Origin of the sequence: Paraburkholderia aromaticivorans, assembly GCF_012689525.1 — a bacterium.
In the GTDB taxonomy this organism is placed as follows: Bacteria; Pseudomonadota; Gammaproteobacteria; order Burkholderiales; family Burkholderiaceae; genus Paraburkholderia; species Paraburkholderia aromaticivorans_A.
Map to the genome: position 1 here is coordinate 349,120 of NZ_CP051516.1, position 22,339 is coordinate 371,458.

The 22,339-nt window shown below is 62.9% G+C and carries 21 protein-coding genes; 18 read left to right on the forward strand and 3 right to left on the reverse strand.

Going from position 1 to position 22,339, the window contains the following annotated elements:
* Nucleotides 1–11 precede the first annotated feature (11 nt).
* From ctaD to HF916_RS29640, 5 genes are all read left to right on the forward strand, one after another.
* Nucleotides 12–1,625: a cytochrome c oxidase subunit I gene (gene ctaD, locus HF916_RS29625; RefSeq protein WP_154564591.1), complete on the forward strand. Its 1,614-nt coding sequence runs from the start codon at nt 12–14 to the stop codon at nt 1,623–1,625.
* Nucleotides 1,626–1,739: 114 nt separating this feature from the next.
* Nucleotides 1,740–1,874 (forward strand): cytochrome oxidase small assembly protein, encoded by a 135-nt coding sequence (locus tag HF916_RS51055; RefSeq protein ID WP_095417582.1) that lies wholly within the window; start codon nt 1,740–1,742, stop codon nt 1,872–1,874.
* A gap of 42 nt (nt 1,875–1,916) precedes the next feature.
* Nucleotides 1,917–2,543, forward strand: coding sequence for a cytochrome c oxidase assembly protein (locus HF916_RS29630; RefSeq protein WP_168792460.1), 627 nt, complete (start codon nt 1,917–1,919; stop codon nt 2,541–2,543).
* Between the two features lie 35 nt (nt 2,544–2,578).
* Complete coding sequence (locus tag HF916_RS29635) at nt 2,579–2,788, forward strand: DUF2970 domain-containing protein (RefSeq protein ID WP_168792461.1); 210 nt, start codon at nt 2,579–2,581, stop codon at nt 2,786–2,788.
* Nucleotides 2,789–2,919: 131 nt separating this feature from the next.
* Nucleotides 2,920–3,777 carry a cytochrome c oxidase subunit 3 gene (locus HF916_RS29640; RefSeq protein WP_168792462.1) on the forward strand — a complete coding sequence of 286 codons (858 nt, stop codon included), beginning with the start codon at nt 2,920–2,922 and terminating at the stop codon, nt 3,775–3,777.
* A 185-nt stretch (nt 3,778–3,962) separates the two neighbouring features.
* Here HF916_RS29640 and HF916_RS29645 read toward each other — a convergent pair whose 3' ends face one another.
* The gene (locus tag HF916_RS29645) at nt 3,963–4,172 is read right to left on the reverse strand and encodes a twin transmembrane helix small protein (RefSeq protein ID WP_007179452.1); all 210 of its coding nucleotides are present in this window, start codon (nt 4,170–4,172) and stop codon (nt 3,963–3,965) included.
* Between the two features lie 111 nt (nt 4,173–4,283).
* Here HF916_RS29645 and HF916_RS29650 point away from each other — a divergent pair, with 111 nt between their 5' ends.
* From HF916_RS29650 to HF916_RS29670, 5 genes are all read left to right on the forward strand, one after another.
* Nucleotides 4,284–5,000, forward strand: a complete 717-nt coding sequence (locus tag HF916_RS29650) for an SURF1 family protein (RefSeq protein WP_168792463.1) — start codon at nt 4,284–4,286, stop codon at nt 4,998–5,000.
* Between the two features lie 68 nt (nt 5,001–5,068).
* Entirely contained in the window at nt 5,069–5,731 is a 663-nt protein-coding gene (locus tag HF916_RS29655) for a cytochrome C oxidase subunit I (RefSeq protein ID WP_168792464.1), read from the forward strand.
* A gap of 22 nt (nt 5,732–5,753) precedes the next feature.
* Nucleotides 5,754–6,863 (forward strand): COX15/CtaA family protein, encoded by a 1,110-nt coding sequence (locus tag HF916_RS29660; RefSeq protein WP_168792465.1) that lies wholly within the window; start codon nt 5,754–5,756, stop codon nt 6,861–6,863.
* Nucleotides 6,864–6,869: 6 nt separating this feature from the next.
* The gene (gene cyoE / locus HF916_RS29665) at nt 6,870–7,775 is read left to right on the forward strand and encodes a heme o synthase (RefSeq protein ID WP_168792466.1); all 906 of its coding nucleotides are present in this window, start codon (nt 6,870–6,872) and stop codon (nt 7,773–7,775) included.
* A gap of 4 nt (nt 7,776–7,779) precedes the next feature.
* The gene (locus HF916_RS29670; RefSeq protein ID WP_168792467.1) at nt 7,780–8,397 is read left to right on the forward strand and encodes an SCO family protein; all 618 of its coding nucleotides are present in this window, start codon (nt 7,780–7,782) and stop codon (nt 8,395–8,397) included.
* A gap of 70 nt (nt 8,398–8,467) precedes the next feature.
* On the opposite strand, the gene HF916_RS29675 is transcribed toward HF916_RS29670, so the two are convergent.
* Nucleotides 8,468–8,758: a YciI family protein gene (locus tag HF916_RS29675; RefSeq protein WP_168792468.1), complete on the reverse strand. Its 291-nt coding sequence runs from the start codon at nt 8,756–8,758 to the stop codon at nt 8,468–8,470.
* A gap of 259 nt (nt 8,759–9,017) precedes the next feature.
* Here HF916_RS29675 and HF916_RS29680 point away from each other — a divergent pair, with 259 nt between their 5' ends.
* Nucleotides 9,018–10,904 (forward strand): methyl-accepting chemotaxis protein, encoded by a 1,887-nt coding sequence (locus tag HF916_RS29680; RefSeq protein ID WP_168792469.1) that lies wholly within the window; start codon nt 9,018–9,020, stop codon nt 10,902–10,904.
* A gap of 250 nt (nt 10,905–11,154) precedes the next feature.
* On the forward strand, nt 11,155–11,967 hold the full coding sequence (locus tag HF916_RS29685) for a MetQ/NlpA family ABC transporter substrate-binding protein (protein WP_168792470.1): 813 nt from the start codon (nt 11,155–11,157) through the stop codon (nt 11,965–11,967).
* Nucleotides 11,968–11,980: 13 nt separating this feature from the next.
* Here HF916_RS29685 and HF916_RS29690 read toward each other — a convergent pair whose 3' ends face one another.
* Nucleotides 11,981–12,907 carry a bifunctional helix-turn-helix transcriptional regulator/GNAT family N-acetyltransferase gene (locus HF916_RS29690; RefSeq protein WP_168792471.1) on the reverse strand — a complete coding sequence of 309 codons (927 nt, stop codon included), beginning with the start codon at nt 12,905–12,907 and terminating at the stop codon, nt 11,981–11,983.
* Nucleotides 12,908–13,278: 371 nt separating this feature from the next.
* Here HF916_RS29690 and HF916_RS29695 point away from each other — a divergent pair, with 371 nt between their 5' ends.
* The 6 genes from HF916_RS29695 (at nt 13,279) to HF916_RS29720 (ending at nt 22,317) form a co-directional block, all read left to right on the forward strand.
* Nucleotides 13,279–14,013, forward strand: a complete 735-nt coding sequence (locus tag HF916_RS29695; protein WP_168792472.1) for a GntR family transcriptional regulator — start codon at nt 13,279–13,281, stop codon at nt 14,011–14,013.
* Between the two features lie 103 nt (nt 14,014–14,116).
* The gene (gene nagA / locus HF916_RS29700) at nt 14,117–15,220 is read left to right on the forward strand and encodes an N-acetylglucosamine-6-phosphate deacetylase (protein ID WP_168792473.1); all 1,104 of its coding nucleotides are present in this window, start codon (nt 14,117–14,119) and stop codon (nt 15,218–15,220) included.
* Nucleotides 15,213–16,220, forward strand: coding sequence for an SIS domain-containing protein (locus HF916_RS29705; protein ID WP_168795693.1), 1,008 nt, complete (start codon nt 15,213–15,215; stop codon nt 16,218–16,220). The genes nagA and HF916_RS29705 overlap by 8 nt, the downstream gene beginning before the upstream one ends.
* A 38-nt stretch (nt 16,221–16,258) precedes the next feature.
* Nucleotides 16,259–18,823, forward strand: coding sequence for a phosphoenolpyruvate--protein phosphotransferase (gene ptsP, locus HF916_RS29710; protein WP_206002013.1), 2,565 nt, complete (start codon nt 16,259–16,261; stop codon nt 18,821–18,823).
* Between the two features lie 110 nt (nt 18,824–18,933).
* Nucleotides 18,934–20,730 (forward strand): N-acetylglucosamine-specific PTS transporter subunit IIBC, encoded by a 1,797-nt coding sequence (gene nagE / locus HF916_RS29715; RefSeq protein ID WP_168792475.1) that lies wholly within the window; start codon nt 18,934–18,936, stop codon nt 20,728–20,730.
* 264 nt (nt 20,731–20,994) lie between these two features.
* Entirely contained in the window at nt 20,995–22,317 is a 1,323-nt protein-coding gene (locus HF916_RS29720; RefSeq protein WP_168792476.1) for a DUF1996 domain-containing protein, read from the forward strand.
* Nucleotides 22,318–22,339: the final 22 nt, after the last annotated feature.

Sequence of the window (22,339 nt, forward strand, 5' to 3'; positions counted from 1 at the left end):
AGGAGATTGTCATGTCTAGCATCGGACACGATGTAGTCGCAGGCCACGAACACGTGCACGGCGACCATGCCCACGAAACGCCGCATGGCTGGCGCCGTTGGCTGTTCGCAACCAATCACAAGGACATCGGTACGCTGTACCTGATCTTCTCGTTCACCATGTTCCTCTCCGGGGGCGTGATGGCGCTGATGATCCGTGCCGAACTGTTCGAACCGGGCCTGCAGATCATGCGTCCCGAGTTCTTCAACCAGTTGACCACCATGCACGGCCTGATCATGGTGTTCGGCGCGATCATGCCGGCTTTCGTCGGCTTCGCGAACTGGATGGTGCCGCTGCAGATCGGCGCATCGGACATGGCTTTCGCCCGCATGAACAACTTCAGCTTCTGGCTTCTGCCGGTGGCCGCTGTTCTGCTGGTCGGCTCGTTCTTCGCACCGGGCGGCGCGACCGCCGCGGGCTGGACGCTGTACGCGCCGCTGTCCACGCAGATGGGCCCGGGCATGGACTTCGCGATTTTCGCGGTCCACTTGATGGGTGCGTCGTCGATCATGGGCGGGATCAACATCGTCGTGACGATCCTGAACATGCGCGCGCCCGGCCTCACGCTGATGAAGATGCCGATGTTCGTGTGGACGTGGCTGATCACCGCGTACCTGCTGATCGCCGTGATGCCGGTTCTGGCCGGCGCGATCACCATGGTGCTGTTCGACCGCCACTTCGGCACGTCGTTCTTCAACGCGGCAGGCGGCGGCGACCCGGTCATGTACCAGCACATCTTCTGGTTCTTCGGGCACCCCGAGGTGTACATCATGATCTTGCCGGCGTTCGGGATCGTGTCGCAGGTGATTCCGGCGTTCTCGCGCAAGCCGCTGTTCGGCTATAGCTCGATGGTGTACGCAACCTCGTCGATCGCGATTCTGTCGTTCATGGTCTGGGCGCACCACATGTTCGCAACCGGCATGCCGGTGACGGGCCAGCTGTTCTTCATGTACGCGACCATGCTGATCGCCGTGCCGACGGGTGTGAAGGTGTTCAACTGGGTCGCGACGATGTGGCGCGGTTCGCTGAGCTTCGAAACGCCGATGCTGTTCGCTGTCGGCTTCCTGCTGGTGTTCACGTTCGGCGGCCTGTCGGGTCTGATGCTGGCCATGGCGCCGCTCGACATCCAGTACCACGGGACTTACTTTGTGGTGGCTCACTTCCACTACGTGCTGGTGGCAGGTTCGCTGTTCGCGCTGTTCTCCGGCTGGTACTACTGGGCGCCGAAGTGGACCGGTTGGATGTACAACGAAACGCGCGGCAAGATTCACTTCTGGGCGTCGATGTTCTTCTTCAACCTCGCGTTCCTGCCGATGCACTTCGTCGGTCTCGCAGGTATGCCGCGTCGTTATGCTGACTACCCGGCACAGTTCACGGACTGGAATCAGGTCATTTCGATCGGCGCGTTCGGCTTCGGTCTGGCGCAGGTCTACTTCCTGTTCGCGGTTGCGCTGCCGGCCTACCGTGGCGGCGGCGAGCTCGAAAAGGCTGGCGACAAGCCGTGGGACGGCGCAACGGGCCTCGAATGGACCGTACCGAGCCCGGCTCCGTTCCACACGTTCGAAAACCCGCCGACCGTCGAGTAATTGGTCGTCGGTGAGAGTGCCGGCTCAGGTGGCGCAGCAGTTCGCTGCCGGAGTCGGCAACCACGAAAGTAGTGGCGGCACCCGTGGTCACGAAAAGTATCCAGAAAGTCGAGCATGACGCGCAATCCTCAAGAAAGACGTACGCCCGAGCAGATTCGTGCAGGCAACCGGCGTATTGGTTTCGTGATGTTCGTGATCGCCGCAGTGTTTTTCGCGAGCGTCATCATTCATCAGAAGTGGTTTTCCTGACAAAGTGATTCGAGTCTGTGTGCAGGTTTGTTGAGGATTGAGATGTCGACGCAACCGCCGGCTAAGGCCGACCGTTCTTTTAACCGTTCGATGCTGATCAAGCTGTTCGTCGTCGCGTTGATGATGTTCGGTTTCGGTTTCGCGCTGGTGCCGATGTATCGCGCGATCTGCCAGATCACCGGCATCAACAACCTCGTGCAGCGTGATGCCACGGTGCGTGAGGCGAAGAATACGCAGGTCGACATGAGCCGCACGATTTCGATCGAATTCGATGCGAACGCGCGCGGCCCGCTGGGTTTCAAGCCGGAGCAGCGTAGTCTCGACGTGCATCCGGGTGAAGTGACGACGGTGATGTACGAGGTGAGCAACGAACAGGCGCGCACGATTCAGGCGCAAGCCATTCCGAGCTACGCGCCGAAGCAGGCCACCGAGTACTTCAAGAAGATCGAGTGTTTTTGCTTTACGCAGCAAACGTTGACGGCGAATCAGACGAGGCGGCTGCCGGTGGTGTTCGTGGTCGATCCGAAGTTGCCGAAGGACGTGAAAACGATCACGTTGTCGTACACGTTCTTTGAGTTGAATACGCCGGCAGCGGCGACGACCGGAAGCGCGGCGCCCACGGCCAATACGGATAAAAGCGCGGCGGCCACGGCAGCCAATCCCACCTGACGGCTCGCGCCGCAGGCGAAGGAAAAAGAAACGAGATGAGCGATAACGGCGGCAGCCCGCGCAAGAGCAGTTTTGGTCAGTCGATGCGTGCGGTGCTCTGGTCGTTTTTCGGGGTGCGCAAGCGTCGCGATCTGGAGGCGGACGCCACGCAGTTGAACCCGCTGCACGTGATCGCGGCAGCGTTGATCTGCGCGGCCATTTTTATCGTGGTGCTGATTCTGATCGTACGCGTCGTAGTAGGTTGAAGCGCGAGACGCACGCGTAGAATCGGGCGAAGCAGCGCCCAGAAATTAGAGCGAAGCGGTGCGGTATCGACGCGCCGCCGAAGATACAGCCGGAGATTCCGGAACAACTGGACTGAAGTGGAGAATCAAGAATGAGCGGTCAAAACGAGAGCCCGTACTATTTCGTACCGCATCCGTCGCGGCATCCGATCAGCGCCGCTGCTGGGTTGCTGGTCATGCTCGGATCGCTTGCGGCCTGGATCAACGAACATGACTGGGCGCCGATCGGCGTCGTCGCCGGTTTGTTGTGGCTGCTCTTTACGCTGTGGCACTGGTTCGGCGACGCGATCGCCGAGTCGGAAAGCGGCATGTACGGCAAGAATGTCGACAAGTCGTACCGCTGGAGCATGAGCTGGTTCATCTTCTCCGAAGTGATGTTCTTCGGTGCGTTCTTCGGCGCGCTGTTTTATGCGCGTGAAATCGCACTGCATCAATTGGGCAGCCTCGATTACAAGCTGATCTGGCCGGACTTCTCGGCGGTGTGGCCGAACAACGGTCCGGCAGCGCTGGTCTCGACCTTCAAGTCGATGCAACCGTGGCCGGTGCCGACCATCAACACGGCGCTGCTGCTTTCCTCGGGCGCGACGCTGACGGTCTCGCACCACGCGCTGCGTGAAGATCATCGCAAGAACGCGATCATCTGGCTGGCCGCAACGCTCGTGCTTGGCGTCAGCTTTCTGTTCCTGCAAGGCTTCGAATATTTCCACGCGTACAACGAACTGAATCTGACGCTGTCGTCGGGCGTGTATGGTTCGACGTTCTTCCTGCTGACCGGCTTCCACGGCTTTCACGTGTTCCTCGGCGGCACGATGCTGGCCGTCGTGCTGGCGCGCATGATTCGCGGTCACTTCACGGCGGAGCATCACTTCGCGTTCGAAGGCGCGGCCTGGTATTGGCACTTTGTGGACGTCGTGTGGCTCGGGCTGTACATCGTCGTGTACTGGCTGTAACGCAGTCCGGTCTGCGCGCCGACCGGCAAGCCGGAAGGTGTGCAGGCTGTTCGCGCAATGTCCTTCGGGGCGTGGCGCGCGAGCAGTGTGCAACTCGGCAGTATGCAAGAAGACCCATGCAGCGCCGCCCTCGACCCTGTCAGGGCGGCGTTTTGTTTGGCGGCGTGGAGATTTTTCCGCCGGGCTCAGCGCCCGTAAGGAATACCAGTCGACTGAATCCAGCCCATCCAGTGAGCGAACAGGATGAACAGGAACAGCGAGATCGACAGGCCCACCCGCGTGGCGAGCGACCAGACCATCCGCTTGGTTTTGCCCTTGTCATGCATCATGAAGTACAGCGCCGACACCATGCTGGCGATGATCAGGACGAAGGCGATGGGAACGAGAATGTGCATGGAACCAGTTGAAACCAGGAAGCGCAGAGGCAAGACCTTTATTATCTCACCGCGCGCCTGCGTTTGCCGTGCGTTCCCCGTGACGCCACAGGTGCTGTCGGAGCGTGCGCGATGAAGTTTCGCCTCTTTCCCGCGCTGCTGATTCTGCTAGTGATCGTGGTGACGGTTCGGCTGGGTTTCTGGCAGCGTGACCGCGCGCATCAGAAGGAAGCGCTCGAAGCGCAAATCACGCAGTTCGAGAACGCGCCCGCGCAACCCTTGAGCGGCGCGCCGGTTCAGTTGAAGGACATCGAGTTTCATCGCGTCACAGCGCGTGGCAGTTTCGTCGCGGACAAGGTCGTCTACCTCGATAATCGTCCGTATAACGATCAGCCGGGCTTTTACGTCGTGATGCCTTTTAAACTGACCGACGGCGGCTACGTGTTGGTCAATCGCGGCTGGCTGCCACGCAACATGAACAATCGCGAGACCATCGCGCCGTACACCACGCCGCAAGGCGAAATCGAAATCGAAGGCATTGCGCGCGCCGATGCGTCGCGCGCTTACGAGTTGGGGCAGGGCGGCTCGGCCGAGCATCAACTGATCCGCCAGAATCTGGATGTCACCGCGTATGCCGCGGAAACCAGTCTGCCGCTGCAGTCGTTCGTGATTCAGCAATTGAGCGGCGACGGCGACAAGCTGGTGCGCGATTGGCCCGCGCCGACTGAAGGCGTCGAGCGCAACTACGGCTACATGTTCCAGTGGTGGGGCATGGCGGCCGCCGCGCTGGTCTTCGGTCTGTACGCTGCTCGGCGTGCCGCGAAGAAAGAGCACGCGCCGGGCGTGTAATGCAGCACATGCTGCTTGTGGCCTAGGTTCGAGCCACAAGCAGCGCAATCATTGAAAGAGGTCCTGTAGTGTCGACGCAATCTCCCCGTTCGCCGCAAGCCGGCAAACCCGCAGCGCCTAAAGTCATGCCCGGCCAACCCAACGGTAAGGGTTCGTGGGAGCGCGGCCGCTGGATTCTGCTGCTGCTGGCGATCATCTGCGCCGCGCCAATCGCCGTGTCGTATTTCACGTACTACGTGATCAAGCCGTCCGGCGGCAGCACGAGCTACGGCGCTCTGGTCGAGCCGCAACGCCCGATCCCCGACTCGCTCGTCGTCACGGGCGAGGATGGCAAGCCCGTCAAGCTCGCTACGCTGCGCGGCCGCTGGTTGCTGATTTCGGTCGACAACAGCGCGTGCGACAAAGCGTGCGTCACCAAGCTCTACTTCATGCGACAAATCCGCACAGCCCAAGGCCCGGAACGCGAGCGCGTCGTGGAAGTGTGGCTCCGCACCGATGCGGGCAACGTCGCCGACGTGATACAAAAGGCGTATCCCGACACCAACATGATGATCGTTGATCCCGCGCAGGTCTCGGCATGGCTGCCCGCGGATAATGGCACCCAGGTCACCGACCACATCTATATGGTCGATCCGAACGGCAATCTGATGATGCGTTTCCCGAAAGATCCGAACCCCAGCAAGATCAAGAGTGACGTGACCAAGCTGCTCAAATGGTCGAGCATCGGTTGATGCCGCAACATAGGTAAGAGAGATGTTCGTACTGCAACTGGCCCTGATCGGCTTGTGTATCGCCTTGTTGCCGCTGTCCTACGTATGGGTCAAGGCCGACGACAACAAATTCCGCAAGCTGGTCTGGCTCACCACCTTCCTCACGCTCGATCTGGTGATGTTCGGCGGCTTCACGCGGCTCACCGATTCCGGGCTCGGCTGCCCGGACTGGCCGGGCTGTTACGGCACCTCGTCGCCGTTCATCGCGCATGCGGCGATCACGGCTGCGCATCAGGCGATGCCCACCGGACCGGTCAGCATGACGAAGGCCTGGATCGAAATGATCCACCGTTACTTCGCGATGGCGATCGGCGTGCTGATCATCGCGCAGACCGTCATCGCGTGGACGGCGCGCATCAAGCGGCGTCCGCTGCGTGTGTCGCCGTGGTGGCCGACCTCGCTGTTGCTGCTGATTCTGGTGCAAGGCGCGTTCGGCGCCTGGACCGTGACGATGAAATTGCAACCGATCATCGTGACCACGCACTTGCTGCTGGGCCTCGCGCTGCTGGGCACGCTCGGCTGGCTGGCCGCGCGGCAAACGCCGTTGCCGGCGTACGAGCCTGAAGCCGCGCGCTGGCGCGCGGCGGCAATCGCGGGTCTGCTGCTGCTGATCGCGCAGATCGCCTTGGGCGGCTGGGTCAGCACGAACTACGCGGTGCTCGCGTGCACCGATTTCCCGACCTGCAACGGCCAATGGGTTCCGCCGATGGACTTCGCGCACGGCTTCCACTTGTGGCGCGCGCTCGGCATGACGGGCGATGGCGACATGATCACGCAAGATGCGCTGGTGGCGATCCACTGGACACACCGCACCTTCGCCCTCGTCGTGGTCGCCTATCTGGTTTGGTTCGCACTGAAATTGCGCCACTTCGAGTCATTGCGGCGACCGGCAAACGGCGTGCTGCTGGTGATGCTGATCCAGTTCATCACCGGGCTGTCGAACATCGTTCTGCAATGGCCGTTGCCCATTGCGATCGCGCATAACGGTGGGGCCGCGATCCTGCTGCTTCTGCTCGTTATGTTAAACTTTCGGATCGCTTATAGCCGTCCCGGCCGCGCCGTGCTCTCTGCGCGCGATGCCGCGCCAGCGTGACTCCACATGGACAGCACAACACTCTCCCAAACGCCCGGTAGCCGGGTCTCCCAGTACATCGCCCTGACGAAGCCGCGCGTCACGCAACTCGCCGTGTTCTGCGCCGTCATCGGCATGTTCCTGTCGACGCCCGGCATGGTGCAGTGGACTCCGCTGATCGGCGGCACCGTCGGCATCTGGTTGCTGGCCGGCGCGGCGTTCGCCATCAATTGCCTCGTCGAGCAGAAGATCGACGCCAAGATGCGCCGCACTTCGTGGCGGCCGTCCGCGCGGGGCGAAATCACCAGCGCGCAAATTCTGCTGTTTTCAGCTGTGCTCGGCGGCCTCGGCATGTGGACGCTCTACACGTTCGCCAATCCGCTCACCATGTGGCTCACGCTGGCCACGTTCGTCGGTTATGCCGTCATCTATACGCTGCTGCTCAAGCCTGCCACGCCGCAGAACATCGTGATCGGCGGCGCCTCGGGCGCCATGCCGCCGGCGCTCGGCTGGGCCGCGGTCACCGGCCACGTGCCGGGCGACGCCTGGATCCTGGTGCTGATCATCTTCGTATGGACGCCGCCGCATTTCTGGGCGCTCGCGCTGTATCGCCGCAAAGACTACGAAAACGCCGGCTTGCCGATGCTGCCGAACACGCACGGCGAGAAGTACACGCGCCTGCATATTCTGCTGTACACGGTGATCCTGTTCGCGGTCACCATGATGCCCTTCATCTCCGGCATGAGCGGCGTGGTGTATCTCGCGGCGGCCGTGCTGCTGGGTGCCGTGTTCCTTGCCTATGCGTGGAAGATCTATCGCGAGTACTCGGACGATCTGGCGCGCAAGACCTTCCGTTATTCGATCGTCTATCTCTCGCTGCTGTTCGCCGCGCTGCTGATCGACCACTATGCGCGCGTCCTGATCGGCGCGTAATACCATGCTCAATAACCGCTTCGCGCGCACGGCGCGTGCTGCTGTGATCGCTTGCGCGCTCGGTGGCGCCTTGCTGGTCGCAGGCTGCGGCAAGCAGCCGCCCGCGTTCCAGAATCTCGACATCACCGGCAATACCCAGTTCGGGAGCGACTTCTCGCTGCCGGACACGGCCGGCCATGTCCGCACCTTGGCGGACTACAAAGGCAAGGTGGTGGTGCTGTTCTTCGGCTACACACATTGCCCGGACGTTTGCCCGACCACGATGGCCGAGCTCTCGCAAGCGTTGCAGCAACTCGGCCCGGAAGACGCGAAGCGTGTGCAGGTGCTGTTCGTCACCGTCGATCCCGAGCGCGATACGCCGGCCTTGCTCGCGCAATACGTGCCGGCGTTCAACCCGACGTTCGTCGGCTTGCGCCCGGCCGATCAGGCGCAACTCACCAAGATCACGAAGGACTTCCGCGTCTACTACGCGAAGGTGCCGGGCAAGACGCCTGACAGCTACACGATGGATCACACGGCAGCGAGCTATGTGTTCGATACGGACGGCAAGCTGCGTCTGTTCGCGCGTGACGGCCAAGGCGCGACGCCGTGGGTGCACGACATCAAGCTGCTGCTCGACTGACACGCGCAGCCGTAAGGGCGCGTGTCGTATCACGCGTCCGTTTTCAACCAACTTCCCCTTGCTCTGAAGCTCAAGCCAGAATCGGCAGATTCAACCCCGGCGCGAGCCGCGTCACCTTGAATTCCGTCACCTCGTAACGCGCGAGCTTCTGCTGCGCGAACGGGTCGCTGGCGAGAATCTCGTCCAGCTTATCGCGCTCGATGCGCGTCGCCAGAATGATGCCGCCGTCGCGCGGCACTTTCGGTCCGGCCGCGACGAACACGCCTGCTTCGAATTGTCGCGTCAGAAACGCGCGGTGCGCTTCCAGCGCGTCGTCAACGCGTTCCAGCGGTGCGGTGTAGATAAGGTCGATGACGTACATGGGCGTTGTTCTCTCAAGCAAGGGAATGAGCCGCATCGAGCATGCGGCCGCAGTCTCGAATTATCGTGCAGAGACCGATTCGATGCGCGCATTCAATCCGCATGCATGCCACGCGGTGCGTCCGCTGGCTTCCTCGCTGCGTCTCTCAAGTTGGCCGTTTGTCATGCCGTTATATCGATAGCAATCGTTTGCGCGCGATACGCAATCGCGTTCTTGCGACTGCGAACGGAACACGAATCACACGAGAGAGACCACAACAATGAGCAGGATGAGTTTGAATCGCAAACTATGGCTGTCGCTCGCGCTCGTCTGGCTGGGGCTGCTGGGCGTCGGGCTGTGGAGTGCGGTCGAAACGCGCAGCACGATGCTGGCCGAGCGCAAGGCGGGCATGGTGAATCTGGTCGATGCCGCGCAAGGTATCGTGAACGGTTATTACGCGCTCTCGCAGAGCGGCAAGCTGAGCGAGGCCGACGCGCAGCGCGAAGCGCTCGCCCGTCTCGCGACCATGCGCTATGGCGAATCCGGCTACCTGTTCGTGATGGATTCGAAGCCCGTCGTGCTGATGCATCCCACGCTGCCGCAAATGACCGGCAAGCCGGTCGGCGACTTCAAGGACCCGGACGGCAAGCTTCTGTACGTGGCAATCGTCGACGCGGCCAAGGCAAGCGGCCGCGGCTTCGCGGAGTATCGCGGACGCCTGCCGCACAGCGAAACGGCCGTGCCGAAAATCAGCTACGTGGTGCGTTTTGCGCCATGGGACTGGAACATCACGAGCGGCGTGTTCATCAAGGACATCGATACGGTCTACTACGAGACGCTGCTCGGCCACCTGGCCGTGGTGCTGGTCATCGGCGCGATCATCTCGCTGGCGATGCTGCTGATCATCCGCAACGTGCGCGCGAGCCTTGGTGGCGAGCCTGATCAGGCGGCGCGGCTCGCGGCGAGTATCGCGCAGGGCGATCTGACACAAGTGGTCGACGTTCGTCCGCAGGACAAGACCAGCATGATGGCGGCCATGCATGACATGCAGAACCGCTTGCAGCGGACCATCGGCGAGATTCGTCGCTCGGCGGAATCCATTGCGTCGGCGACGCAGCAGATCGCGGCCGGCAACGGCGATCTGTCGCAGCGCACCGAGCAGCAGGCGGCTTCGCTGCAGGAGACCGCCGCGAGCATGGAAGAGCTCACCGCAACGGTCAAGCAGAACGCCGACAACGCGCGGCAAGCGAGCGGACTCGCGCATAACGCGTCCGAAATCGCGACGCGCGGCAACGACGTGGTGAGCCGCGTGATCGGCACGATGGGCGAGATCAACGACAGCTCGCGGCAGATCGCGGACATCATCGGCGTGATCGAAGGTATCGCGTTTCAGACCAACATTCTTGCGTTGAACGCCGCTGTGGAAGCCGCGCGCGCCGGTGAGCAGGGCCGCGGTTTCGCGGTCGTCGCGGGCGAGGTGCGCAGCCTCGCGCAGCGCTCGGGAACGGCGGCCAAGGAGATCAAGCAGTTGATCAGCGCGTCGGTCGAACGCGTGCACAACGGTTCGACACTGGTCCAGCAGGCCGGCACGACGATGGGCGAGATTCTCCAGGCCGTACAGCGCGTGACCGACATCATGGGCGAGATCGCGGCGGCATCCGAAGAGCAGAGCAGCGGCATTGCCCAGGTCGGCCGTGCCGTCACGCATATGGACGAAGTGACGCAGCAGAACGCGGCGCTGGTCGAGCAGGCTGCGGCCGCGGCGGCTTCGTTGCAGAATCAGGCGGGGCGTTTGCGCGAGACGGTGAGTGCGTTTCGCGTGAACGGTGCCGAAGGTGGCGCGCCTGGTTCGGCGGTGGTCGCGGCGCGGAGAGTGACGGCGACGGTGGCGACGGCTGCGGCGCCGCAAGCAGCCGCAACGGCGGCAGCAACGACAGCAGCGCGCGAAATCGGCGCGGCGTCGCACTCTGCGTCGGCATCGCCGCGCGCGGAGACGAAGCTGTCGGCGCCCGCCAGGACGTCCGCCGCGTCGGCCTCGACATCGACACGAGTTTCGGCATCGTCCGCGCATGTCGCGAGCGCCAAGCCTGCCGCCACGAACGCGCCGCGCGCATCAGCCGAGGCAGTAAGAGCCACCCCGCCAGACGACGATTGGACCACCTTCTGATTCTCCGCTGCACCGACCGCGTGCCTCTCACGCGCACGCGGTCCCGCGCCGTTCAAGGCGCATAACCATATGCGATCGTGATATTTCCCATCTCGCCGGGACTATGAGACCATTTCAGGTCCAGTTGACGGCGCATGGCCACAAGCCATGTTGCCGCCGGCTTCCACCCGAATCTGACACCGATCAGAAATCGATGAGCCATCAATCAAGTCATCGATCAAGTCGTCGATTAGAAACAAGCGAGAATCACATGCAGCGCAGAAACGTCCTTAAAGTCCTCTCGGCAGTCGTCGCCACCACGGCGATTTTCACCAGCTTCGGCGCGCACGCCGACGACAAAGTCATCAAGGTCGGCACGATCGGCGGCCCGGACGCGCAGATCTGGGAAGTCGTCACCAAAGTAGCGAAGCGCGAAGGCCTGAACGTAAAGGTCGTCGAATTCAACGACTACGTGCAGCCGAACGCCGCGCTCGACGCCGGCGATCTCGACGCCAACAGCTTCCAGCACCAGCCGTACCTCGATAGCCAGATCAAGCAGCGCGGCTACAAGATCGTCAACGCCGGCCTCACGTACATCTCGCCGCTCGGCATCTATTCGAAGAAGCTGAAGTCGCTGAAGGATCTGCCGCAAGGCGCGAAGATCGCGGTGCCGAACGATCCGTCGAACGAAAACCGCGCGCTGCTGTTGCTGCAAACGCAAGGCGTGATCAAGCTGAAGGCCGGCGCGGGCACGAACGGCAATAACGCGACGCCGCTCGACGTCGCCGACAATCCGAAGAAGATCAAGCTGGTCGAACTCGACGCCGCGCAACTGCCGCGCTCGCTGTCGGACGTCGACGCTGCCGCCATCAACACGAACTTCGCGTTGGCCGCCGGACTGCAGCCGACCAAAGATTCGATCGCGCTCGAAGACGTGCATAGCCCGTACGCGAACCTGATCGCCGTGCGCACCCAGGACAAGGACAAGCCGTGGGTCAAGAAGCTGGTTGCCGCTTACCAGTCGGAAGACGTGCGCCAGTTCATCAAGACGCAGTTCAAGGGCTCGGTGGTGCCGTCGTTCTAAGCAGCGACGCTTGCTACAAGCCTAATTCCCATCGCTCGACTGTCAGGTCCTTGCCGAAACGGCGCTCAGCCGCCGTGCCGGCAAGCCTGAACCCGGCGCGCTCGCACAGGCGCCGCGGTTGTTCGAGCGACGCGGCCGTCGTCAGCGTGAGCTTCGTATAGCCCGCGCGCCTCGCGAAGCGCACGCATTCGCTCAGCAACTGCGTGCCGATGCCCAACCGCTGCACGTCCGGCTCGACCCACAGGAGCCGCACGCCCGCCACCGTTGTCGACACGCCGACGATGCAGACCGAGCCGACCACCATCCCTTCCTGATCGGCGACCCAGCACATCTCCCGCACCGGATCATTGCGTTGCGTGTAATCGGCGACGACCCGCGCGAGCAAGCCCTCGAACGACGGATCCCAGTCGTATTGCGCGGCGAACCATTGCGCCTGGCGATGCACGAGCCAGCCGCATTCACCTGGGCGCGGCTGGCGGAGCACCACGAGTTCGTGTTTCGGTTTGTCGCCGAGCAGCCGCTCGATGAGCTTCATCGCGGCGATCAACTGATCCTGGGAGAGGGCCGGGAGGCCGGAAAGCAAGATCGACACTTCTTCGATCGCCGCGCTATCGAGCGGGGCGTACGCGGCGTGGCCGCTGTCCGTGAGCGCGATCAGCGACTGGCGCGCGTCCGTCTCGGACGGGCGGCGCGTGATCAGGACGCGTCGTTCAAAGCTCGTCAGCAGACGGCTGAGATAACCGCTGTCGAGACCGAGGGAACGCCCGAGCACCGAGGCCGTTTGCGCACGTTCGCGAGAGAGCTCGTGCAGTACGCGTACCTCTGTCAGTGAGAACGCGCTCTTTGCCAGATGCTCATGCAGTGCGCCAATGTGTCGGGTATAGAAGCGGTTGAAATGGCGGACGGCCTGAGCACGCCGCAGCGCCTCGGAATCTGTCAAATGCTGCTCCCAGGGGATTTTTTATAGCTTGCTACTCAGCACTATATTGGAACGCACCCCTTTACAAAAGCCACGCCGGCAAAGGCCTGATCGGCACTGGTATTAAAAAGGTATCGATCACGGCCGGGTTGTCAGCGTGTTGAAACCTGTTTGAACCCGCTGGAAGGCTTCCTGAAGCCCAATACGGGTAAATCCTGGGCTCCAAAAAACCCTCTCCAGCGCCTCTGAGTGCCCCTCTAAGCCTTATGCAGCAAGGCTTTGCGCCGCATCATACCAACATGGAACCAGTTGGTTGACTGGTATTATGTTGGTTATATAATGGGCTCTCATTTTTCGTAGACCTACCTTTTCGCGAAGGTCGCCGGAGCCCCATGGAAACTCGCTGGTCCGCACTGATGCCTGACGCCCGCAACGTCACGCCGCTCTATTTGCAGCTCGCGCGCAATCTTGCGACAGCGATCCACTGCGGCGTGTGGTCGGCGGGTGAGGCGCTGCCCTCGGAGCGCACGCTCTCGGACGCGATCGGCGTGTCGCGCATCACGGCGCGCAAGGCGATCGAGTTGCTGGTCGAGCAAGGCCTGATCCGGCGCGCTCGCGGCGCGGGCAGCTTCATCACGCCGCGCGTCGAAGACCCGCTGTCGCGGCTCACCGGCTTCACGAAGAAGATGCAGCAGCGCGGTTTCCGGCCGGATTCGGTGTGGCTCGAGCGCGATATCCGCGCCGCCAACCATGACGAACTGGTGCACCTCGGGCTGTCGCCCGGCGCGGCGGTGACGAGTCTGCGGCGCCTGCGGCGCGCGGACGGCATCGTCATGGCGGTCGAGCATTCGGCGCTGCCGGCGGCGATCGTGCCCGACCCGCACGCCGTCGGTGATTCGCTTTACAGCTATCTCGAACAACGCGGCGCCGCCGTCGTGCGCGCCTTGCAGCACTTCCGCGCGGTCAACGCTTCGAGCGAGATCGCTTCGTTGATGGACATCGAACCGCGCTCGGCGCTGCTGGTCATTACCCGTATTGGCTATAGCGCCGATCAGCGCGCAATCGAGTTGACCGACACCTATTGCCGCGACGATTACTACGACTTTGTCGCTGAATTGCGCACCTGATCTGCTCGATTGAGCGGCGCGCGAAGCCCGCAAAGTTCAGGTGCGGCGCAGCCGCCAGGCGCCATTCAGTCACGCCCCGTATTACGCCTCACCAGAGAGACTCATGCTGACCGGAAACATACTCACCACCGATGGGTGGATTCACGGCACGCTCGAATACGAAAACGGCCGCATCACGGCGCTCACCGGCGAACGCGTCGATCCGTCGACCAACGACGCGCCGTATATCCTGCCTGGCTTTATCGATCTGCACGTGCATGGCGGCGGCGGCTCCGACGTGATGGAAGGCGGCAACGCGATCGAAACCATCACGCGCACGCATGCGCGTTACGGCACGACCAGTCTGCTCGCCACCACCATGACCGCGCCGCGCGACGAGCTGATGGCCGTCGTCGCGGAGCTGGGCAACAACGCGCGAATTCGCACGCCCGGCGGCGCGCGCGTGCTCGGCGTGCATTTGGAAGGGCCGTACATCAACCCCGGCAAGCTCGGCGCGCAGCCTGACGCGGCGGTCTCGGCGGTCATGGACGAAGTGCTGAAGTATCTGTCCATCGCGCCGATTCGCGTGGTCACGCTGGCGCCGGAAATTGCCGGCCATATGGAGATCATCTCCGAGATGGCGGCGCGTGGCGTGCGCGTGCAACTGGGCCATTCGCTCGGCACCTACGACGACGCCGTCGCCGCGCTCAAGCATGGCGCGTGCGGCTTCACGCATCTGTTCAACGCCATGTCGCCGCTGCACCATCGAAACCCTGGCCTCGTCGGCGCGGCGCTCGCGCACGCCGAGTTCGCCGAAATCATTCCCGATCTGCTGCACGTCCATCCGGGGGCGATCCGCGCTGCGTTGCGCGCGATTCCGCGTCTCTATGTGGTCACGGACAGCACCTCGGCCACCGGCATGCCCGACGGTGAATACCGCCTTGGCAGCCAGCATGTGACGAAGTGCCTCGGCGGCGTGCGTCTCGCCGACGGCACGCTCGCCGGCAGCACCCTGACAATGGATCAGGCGCTGCGCAATCTTGTGTCGATCGGCTTGCCGATCGCCGATGTATCGAACCGTTTGTCGCGCTACGCCGCCGACTACCTGGGCATTGAAGACCGCGGCCGCATCGCGCGCGGTGCATGGGCCGATGTGGTCGTGTTCGATCGTGAACTGGCGTTGACCGCGACTTACGTCGAAGGAGAAGCACTTGTCGAATATGCTTAAAGAGGCGCTGGCATCCGCTGAAACGGTCGCCGCGCAACTCACGGATACCTCGCGCGTCGAGGCGTTGGCGGCGAAGCTCGCCCAGCAGCCGCGCCATGTCGCGCTGACGGTCGCGCGCGGCAGCTCCGACCATGCGGCGAGTTACTTCGCCAGCTTGACGATGAGCCGCCTCGGCGTGCCGGTCGCCTCGCTGCCGATGTCGGTCGCCACGCTGCAACAGGCGCCGCTGCAGGTGCGCGATCAGCTCGCGCTGGCGTTCTCGCAATCGGGCAAGAGCCCGGACCTGGTCGGCACCATGGACGCGCTGCGCAAAGCCGGCGCGTTGACCGTCGCCGCCGTGAACGTGCCGGGCTCGCCCTTGGCCGACGCGTGCGAATTCGAATTGCCGCTCGTCGCCGGTCCCGAGTTGAGCGTCGCGGCCACCAAGAGCTATATCGCGATGCTGTCGATCTCCGCGCAGCTCGTCGCGCATTGGCAGCAGGACGCCGAACTGCTCGCCGCGTTGAAGACGCTGCCCGAAGCGTTGCACGCCGCCGGCAAGCTCGATTGGTCGACGGCCGTGGAGGAATTGCGCGGCGTCGAGCGCATGATCGTGATCGGCCGCGGTCTGGGTCTTGCCATCGCGCAGGAAGCCGCGTTGAAACTGAAGGAAACCTCCGGCATTCAGGCCGAAGCGTTTTCGAGCGCGGAAGTGCGTCACGGTCCGATGGAACTGATCGATCGCGACTATCCCCTGCTAGTCTTCGCACCGCGCGGACCTGAGCAGGCCGGCTTGCTGCAACTCGCGCGCGACATGAAGACGCGCGGCGCCCGCGTTCTGCTCGCGGCGCCGGCCGATGTGCCGGAAGCCACGCTGCCGCTCGCCACCACCGCTCATGCGGCGCTCGATCCGATAGCCGCAATCCTGTCCTTTTACGTGATGGCCGCCGGCCTTGCCGCCGCGCGCGGGCGCAATCCCGATGCGCCGCGCCATCTCAACAAAGTCACCGAAACTCACTGACGAGAAATCAGATGCGACGTGTCGAGGAGTCCCGCTTGATGAGCCATTCTGAAGGCCATATTGTTTTGCTCGCACCCATGACCGGTCCGGTCGTGCCGCTCGCGAATGTGCCCGACCCTGTGTTTTCGGGCGGCATGTTCGGCGACGGCATCGGCGTCGATCCGCTCGAGGGCCGACTCGTCGCGCCGTGCGACGGTACTGTCACCCATCTCGCGCGCACCGGTCACGCCCTGACGCTGGCCACCGCCGAAGGCGCCGAGATTCTGCTGCATATCGGTATCGATACGGTCGAACTGAACGGCAAGGGTTTCGCGCCGATGGTCGCTCAGGGCGCTCACGTGCGCGCTGGCGACGTGCTGATCGAGTTCGATCAGGATCAGGTTGCGCTGAATGCGCCGAGTCTCGTGTCGGTGATCGCGATCGCCAATTCGGATGCGTTCGAGATCGTCGAACGTGTGCAGGGCGGCTTGCTGAAGGCGGGTGAAACGCCGTTGCTGGTGCTGCGCGCGCGCAGCGGCGCGGCGGCCGAAGCCTCGCGCCAGGCGAGCGCGACGAACGTCACGGAAGAGGCCCGTCAGCAAGTGACGCTGATTCACGCAGGCGGTTTGCATGCGCGTCCGGCGGCACGTGCCCGCGAAGCGGCGCGCGGTTTCGACGCACGCGTCGAAGTGCGTTACGAAGGACGCAAAGCCGCGATCGAAAGCGTGGTCGGTTTGCTGGGCCTTGGCGCAGGTGAAGGCGCGACCGTCGAGTTGCTCGGCGTCGGTCCGCAAGCGCAAGCCGCGATCAACGCGATCGCGCACGAACTGACGCGTGAAGCGCACGGCGAAGTGGAAGAAAAACCGGCGCGTCAAAGTTCGCCGGCGCCGCAAGCCGTCGCGCGTCCGGCAGGCGAGACGCTCGCGCCGAATACGCTTGCAGGCGTCTGCGCGGCGCCGGGCGTCGCGGTCGGCAAGCTGGTGCGCTGGGACGACGCGGACATCGATCCGCCCGAAAAGGCGAACGGCACGTCGGCGGCGGAGAGCCGTTTGCTCGACAAGGCGATTGCCACCGTCGATGCGGACCTCGACACAACCGTGCGTGACGCGTCGCAACGCGGCGCGGTCGGTGAAGCGGGTATTTTCTCGGTGCATCGCGTGCTGCTCGAAGATCCCACGCTGCTCGACGCTTCGCGCGATCTGATCAGCCTCGGCAAAAGCGCCGGCTTTGCGTGGCGCAAAGCGATCCGCGCACAGATCGCGATCCTGACGAATATCGAAGACGCGTTGCTCGCGGAACGTGCTGCCGATCTGCGCGACATCGAAAAGCGCGTGTTGCGCGCGCTGGGTTACACGAACGCCGCGGCGCGCACGCTGCCGGAAGAAGCCGTGCTCGTGGCTGAAGAGTTCACGCCGTCCGATCTGTCCACACTGGATCGCTCGCGTGTCACGGCATTGGTCATGGCACGCGGCGGCGCGACTTCGCACGCGGCGATTCTTGCGCGTCAGGCGGGCATTCCCTCGCTGGTGGCAGTCGGCGACGCACTGCATGCGATCCCCGAAGGCACGCAAGTGGTGGTGAACGCCACGACCGGCCGCCTCGAATTCGCACCGACCGAACTCGATGTCGAACGCGCGCGTCTGGAGCGCACTCGCCTCGCCGATGTGCGCGAAGCGAATCGACGCACGTCGCAGCAAGCGGCAGTCACGTCCGATGGCCGCGCGATCGAAGTGGCCGCGAACATCGCCACCCTCGACGACGCGACGACCGCCGTCGAAAACGGCGCCGATTCCGTCGGCCTGTTGCGCACCGAACTGCTGTTCATTCACCGCGCCGCTGCGCCGACCACGGACGAACATCGTCAGAGCTACCAGGCAATCGTCGACGCTTTGAGCGGCCGCACTGCGATCATTCGCACGCTGGATGTCGGCGCGGACAAGGAAGTCGACTATCTGACGCTGCCGCCCGAACCGAATCCCGCGCTCGGCTTGCGCGGCATCCGCCTTGCACAAGTGCGCCCGGATCTGCTCGACGATCAGTTGCGCGGCCTGCTGGCGGTGCAGCCACTCGGCGCGGTGCGCATCCTGCTGCCGATGGTGACCGATGTCGGCGAATTGATCCGTATCCGTAAGCGCATCGACGAATTCGCGCGCGAGTTGGGCCGCACGGAACCGATCGAAGTCGGCGTGATGATCGAAGTGCCGTCGGCGGCGCTGCTGGCCGATCAACTGTCGCAACACGCGGATTTCCTCTCGATCGGCACCAACGATCTGACGCAATACACGCTCGCCATGGACCGTTGTCAGGCCGACCTCGCTGCCCAGGCGGACGGCTTGCATCCGGCTGTGCTGCGGTTGATCGCAGCCACCGTGCAAGGCGCGGACAAGCACGGCAAATGGGTTGGCGTGTGCGGCGCGCTGGCGGGCGACCCGCTCGCCATGCCGCTGCTCGTCGGCCTTGGCGTGACCGAGCTTTCGGTGGACCCGGTCTCGGTGCCGGGCATCAAGGCGCGGGTGCGCAACCTCGATTATCAACTGTGCCGTCAACGCGCCCAGGATGCCCTGGCGCTCGAATCGGCGCAGGCGGTAAGAGCAGCAAGCCGCGAAACCTGGCCTTTGGACTGAACCCCACGCGGTCCGTAGCCAGCTTCGCTCAGTCATCACTCATAGCTACAAAACTCAACGACGCCGTTCGACAACGGCGTTCAACAAAGAGACAAGGATTGGAGGTATCAATGGATGGGAATCCGTTTCTGAAGATTCAGCGCCTGGGACGCGCGCTGATGCTGCCGATTGCGGTGCTGCCGGTTGCCGGCCTGCTGCTGCGCCTCGGTCAACCCGATGTGTTCAACATCAAGATGATCGCCGACGCCGGCGGCGCGATCTTCGACAACCTGCCGTTGCTGTTTGCAATCGGCGTGGCGGTCGGTTTCGCGAAAGACAATAACGGCGTGGCGGGTCTGGCCGGCGCGATCGGTTATCTGGTTGAAATCGCGGTGATGAAGGACATCAACGACAAGCTCAATATGGGCGTGTTGTCCGGGATTGTGGCGGGTATTGTCGCGGGCTTGCTGTACAACCGGTACAAAGACATCAAGCTGCCCGATTACCTCGCGTTCTTTGGAGGGAAACGCTTCGTGCCGATTGTCACGGGGGTGGTCTGTCTCGTGCTCGGCATAGCGTTCGGCTACGTGTGGCAACCGGTGCAAGCCGTGATCGATACGGCCGGGCACTGGCTGACCACCGCGGGCGCGCTCGGCGCATTCGTGTTCGGTGTGCTGAACCGCTTGCTGCTCGTCACGGGTTTGCATCACATCCTCAATTCGCTGACGTGGTTCGTGTTCGGCACGTTCACGCCGCCGGGCGGCGTCGCGGTGACGGGCGACCTGCATCGCTTCTTCGCGGGCGACCCGACTGCGGGCACCTTCATGACGGGCTTCTTCCCGGTCATGATGTTCGGCCTGCCGGCTGCCTGTCTGGCGATGTTCCATGAAGCACCGAAGGAGCGTCGCGCGGTCGTGGGCGGCCTGCTGTTCTCGATGGCGCTCACCTCGCTCCTGACGGGCGTGACCGAGCCGATCGAATTCAGCTTCATGTTCCTCGCACCGGTGCTGTACGTGATCCACGCGCTGTTGACGGGCCTCTCGCTCGCCATCTGTTCGGCGCTCGGCATTCACCTCGGCTTCACGTTCTCCGCCGGCGCAATCGACTACGTGCTGAACTACGGCCTGTCGACCCGGGGCTGGTGGGCGATCCCGATCGGCCTCATCTACATGGTGGTGTACTACGGCCTGTTCCGCTTCTTCATCCGCAAATTCAACATGGCGACGCCCGGCCGCGAACCCGCAGCAGCCGACGAACAGGTCGACTCGTTCGCCGCGGGTGGTTTCGTTTCGCCGGTCGCTGGTGCGGCTGTGCCGCGTGCGCAGCGTTATATCGCTGCTCTCGGTGGTGCGTCGAATCTGTCGGTGGTGGATGCGTGCACGACGCGTCTGCGTCTGTCGGTGGTCGATTCAAACAAGGTCTCCGAAAACGAGCTGAAGGCGATCGGCGCGCGTGGTGTGCTCAAGCGCGGCTCGACCAACGTGCAAGTGATCATCGGACCAGAGGCGGACATCATCGCGGACGAAATCCGCACGGTGATCGCGCAGGGTGGCGGCGATGCGGTGAAGCCGGTGGCTGCTGCTACGGCTACACCGGCCGCGCCGGTAGCACCGGCGCCGGTTGCGGCATCGGGTGCTCAAGGTAGCGGTCCGCTCGATCCTGATCCGCTGCGTTGGCTTGCTGTGTTCGGCGGCGCGGGCAACGTGGTGTCGCTGGATGCGGTGGCGGCAACGCGTCTGCGTATTGTGGTGCGCGATCCGTCGGCGGTCGATCGTCAACGTCTGGCGACGCTCGATACTGCCTGGGTCTCAGCTGACACGCTCCATATCGTCGTCGGCGATGCAGCGCAACGCTATGCCGCTCAACTGGCGACGCGTCTATCGCCGGGTACGGGTGCGGGTACGGGTACGGTGCCGCAACCCGCGTAATTTCATCGACGCTTCGAGCCGCGCTGACTTCGGTCTACCGCTCGGTTCGCGAGCCACGATATTCGAAAAGCCTCCTGAATTTCAGGAGGCTTTTTTTTCACGCATGGCGGATACAGACGCCTGGTGATGCGACGCATTGGCGCGGCGGCGCTTGTTATGCGCAACAATGATCCATTTTTGAAAACAATTGGGTAAGCTAACTAATGAGATTCGAGCGACTTGTCAGGCTGGCAAGGCGTTTTCGTTCACGCCCAGGAGTTGCTCATGTCAATGCGATCAGCCATCTGTCTCATGTTCTTCCTGCCGGCTGGCGCCGCCTACGCCGAAGGCCAGTTCAATGTTCAATGTGCTTATTCGCATACGTTGCCGGACGATGCGATCGTGTATCCGGGGCAGCGAGGCAGAGCCATGGTGCATGACTTTTTCGGCAATACAGGCGCCGATGCATACAGCACGTACTACTCCCTCAATGACAACAAAGTCACGACCTGCGATGTCGCGGCGGATCTTTCATCGTACTGGGTGCCGCAGTTAAAGCGCGCGTCGGGGATTGTCGTGCCGGGCTATCAGAAGACCTACTACAAGAACGATCGACCGGTAGTTTCGCTGCAGACGATTCCGGCGGGGCTGGAAATGCTGGCGGGCGATCACCATTCATCTGTGCCTAAACCGCAGATCAACTATCTGTGCCGCGGCGGTTCCTACACGCAAATCGCGCCTGCTAACTGCCCGGTCGTAACGGACAGCAGCGGCACGTACTCGCAGTTCAATATCTCGGTTCATTTTCCGGACTGTTGGGACGGACGGACCCTGGTGCCGAACATGGCTAGCCAGATCACGAATATGGCCTACCGGCAGACCGACGGGAAATGTCCGGCTGCTTATCCCGTCAAGATTCCGGAACTGCAACTCAACGTCGCGTACGACCTGGGCCAGGATCCTGATCTCTCCACCGCACAATTGTCGATGGACCCAATTCTCGTGAATGGCACGTGGGTACCGCAATGGGGAAGCCTGTATACCGCTCACGCTGATTTCATCAACGCCTGGAAGACCGATTCGCTGCAATACGCCGTCGACAACTGCTCCAATGTGAATATCGCGTGCAGCAACAGCATCCCGACGTACTACTCGAAGGCCAGCGCCGATGTTTGGACGAACGGCGGCGGCGTGGTGCATGCGAGCGATAGCACAATGACCTCGAACGCGGAAAGTACGGTGTTGATTAAATTCCCGACGCCTGCAAATCTGAAGGATTATCCGTATGCCGCCTCGTATCTGCAGACACTTGCGCAAAACGTCACGGATACGAGCGCGGTGATGTTGGATATCTACGCTGCTTCCACGAACTGGGACGATGTTGCCAACCTGCCAACGGCTGCCGCCTGCAACACGAACCAGCGAATCGGCAGCATCTATCTGGACAGTAGGTTGCAGCCGCGCATCAACGACATCACGCGGTATGTGGCATCGCAAGTCGCTGCGGGATCGTCGCAAATTGGTGTTTGCATTCGCAACGCAACTGGCCGGACCATTCAGATCTCTTCACGCGACGGTACACGAACGCCTGCGCTGTTCATGAAGTAACGCGGACGATGTGAGAGTAGGC

Bases quoted from the DNA above. Each gene is read 5' to 3' on its own strand.
- ctaD (WP_154564591.1), top strand. From the start codon at position 12: ATGTCTAGCATCGGACACGATGTAGTCGCAGGCCACGAACACGTGCAC.
- HF916_RS51055 (WP_095417582.1), top strand. From the start codon at position 1,740: ATGACGCGCAATCCTCAAGAAAGACGTACGCCCGAGCAGATTCGTGCA.
- HF916_RS29630 (WP_168792460.1), top strand. From the start codon at position 1,917: ATGTCGACGCAACCGCCGGCTAAGGCCGACCGTTCTTTTAACCGTTCG.
- HF916_RS29635 (WP_168792461.1), top strand. From the start codon at position 2,579: ATGAGCGATAACGGCGGCAGCCCGCGCAAGAGCAGTTTTGGTCAGTCG.
- HF916_RS29640 (WP_168792462.1), top strand. From the start codon at position 2,920: ATGAGCGGTCAAAACGAGAGCCCGTACTATTTCGTACCGCATCCGTCG.
- HF916_RS29645 (WP_007179452.1), bottom strand. From the start codon at position 4,172: ATGCACATTCTCGTTCCCATCGCCTTCGTCCTGATCATCGCCAGCATG.
- HF916_RS29650 (WP_168792463.1), top strand. From the start codon at position 4,284: ATGAAGTTTCGCCTCTTTCCCGCGCTGCTGATTCTGCTAGTGATCGTG.
- HF916_RS29660 (WP_168792465.1), top strand. From the start codon at position 5,754: ATGTTCGTACTGCAACTGGCCCTGATCGGCTTGTGTATCGCCTTGTTG.
- cyoE (WP_168792466.1), top strand. From the start codon at position 6,870: ATGGACAGCACAACACTCTCCCAAACGCCCGGTAGCCGGGTCTCCCAG.
- HF916_RS29670 (WP_168792467.1), top strand. From the start codon at position 7,780: ATGCTCAATAACCGCTTCGCGCGCACGGCGCGTGCTGCTGTGATCGCT.
- HF916_RS29675 (WP_168792468.1), bottom strand. From the start codon at position 8,758: ATGTACGTCATCGACCTTATCTACACCGCACCGCTGGAACGCGTTGAC.
- HF916_RS29680 (WP_168792469.1), top strand. From the start codon at position 9,018: ATGAGCAGGATGAGTTTGAATCGCAAACTATGGCTGTCGCTCGCGCTC.
- HF916_RS29685 (WP_168792470.1), top strand. From the start codon at position 11,155: ATGCAGCGCAGAAACGTCCTTAAAGTCCTCTCGGCAGTCGTCGCCACC.
- HF916_RS29695 (WP_168792472.1), top strand. From the start codon at position 13,279: ATGGAAACTCGCTGGTCCGCACTGATGCCTGACGCCCGCAACGTCACG.
- nagA (WP_168792473.1), top strand. From the start codon at position 14,117: ATGCTGACCGGAAACATACTCACCACCGATGGGTGGATTCACGGCACG.
- HF916_RS29705 (WP_168795693.1), top strand. From the start codon at position 15,213: ATGCTTAAAGAGGCGCTGGCATCCGCTGAAACGGTCGCCGCGCAACTC.
- ptsP (WP_206002013.1), top strand. From the start codon at position 16,259: ATGAGCCATTCTGAAGGCCATATTGTTTTGCTCGCACCCATGACCGGT.
- nagE (WP_168792475.1), top strand. From the start codon at position 18,934: ATGGATGGGAATCCGTTTCTGAAGATTCAGCGCCTGGGACGCGCGCTG.
- HF916_RS29720 (WP_168792476.1), top strand. From the start codon at position 20,995: ATGTCAATGCGATCAGCCATCTGTCTCATGTTCTTCCTGCCGGCTGGC.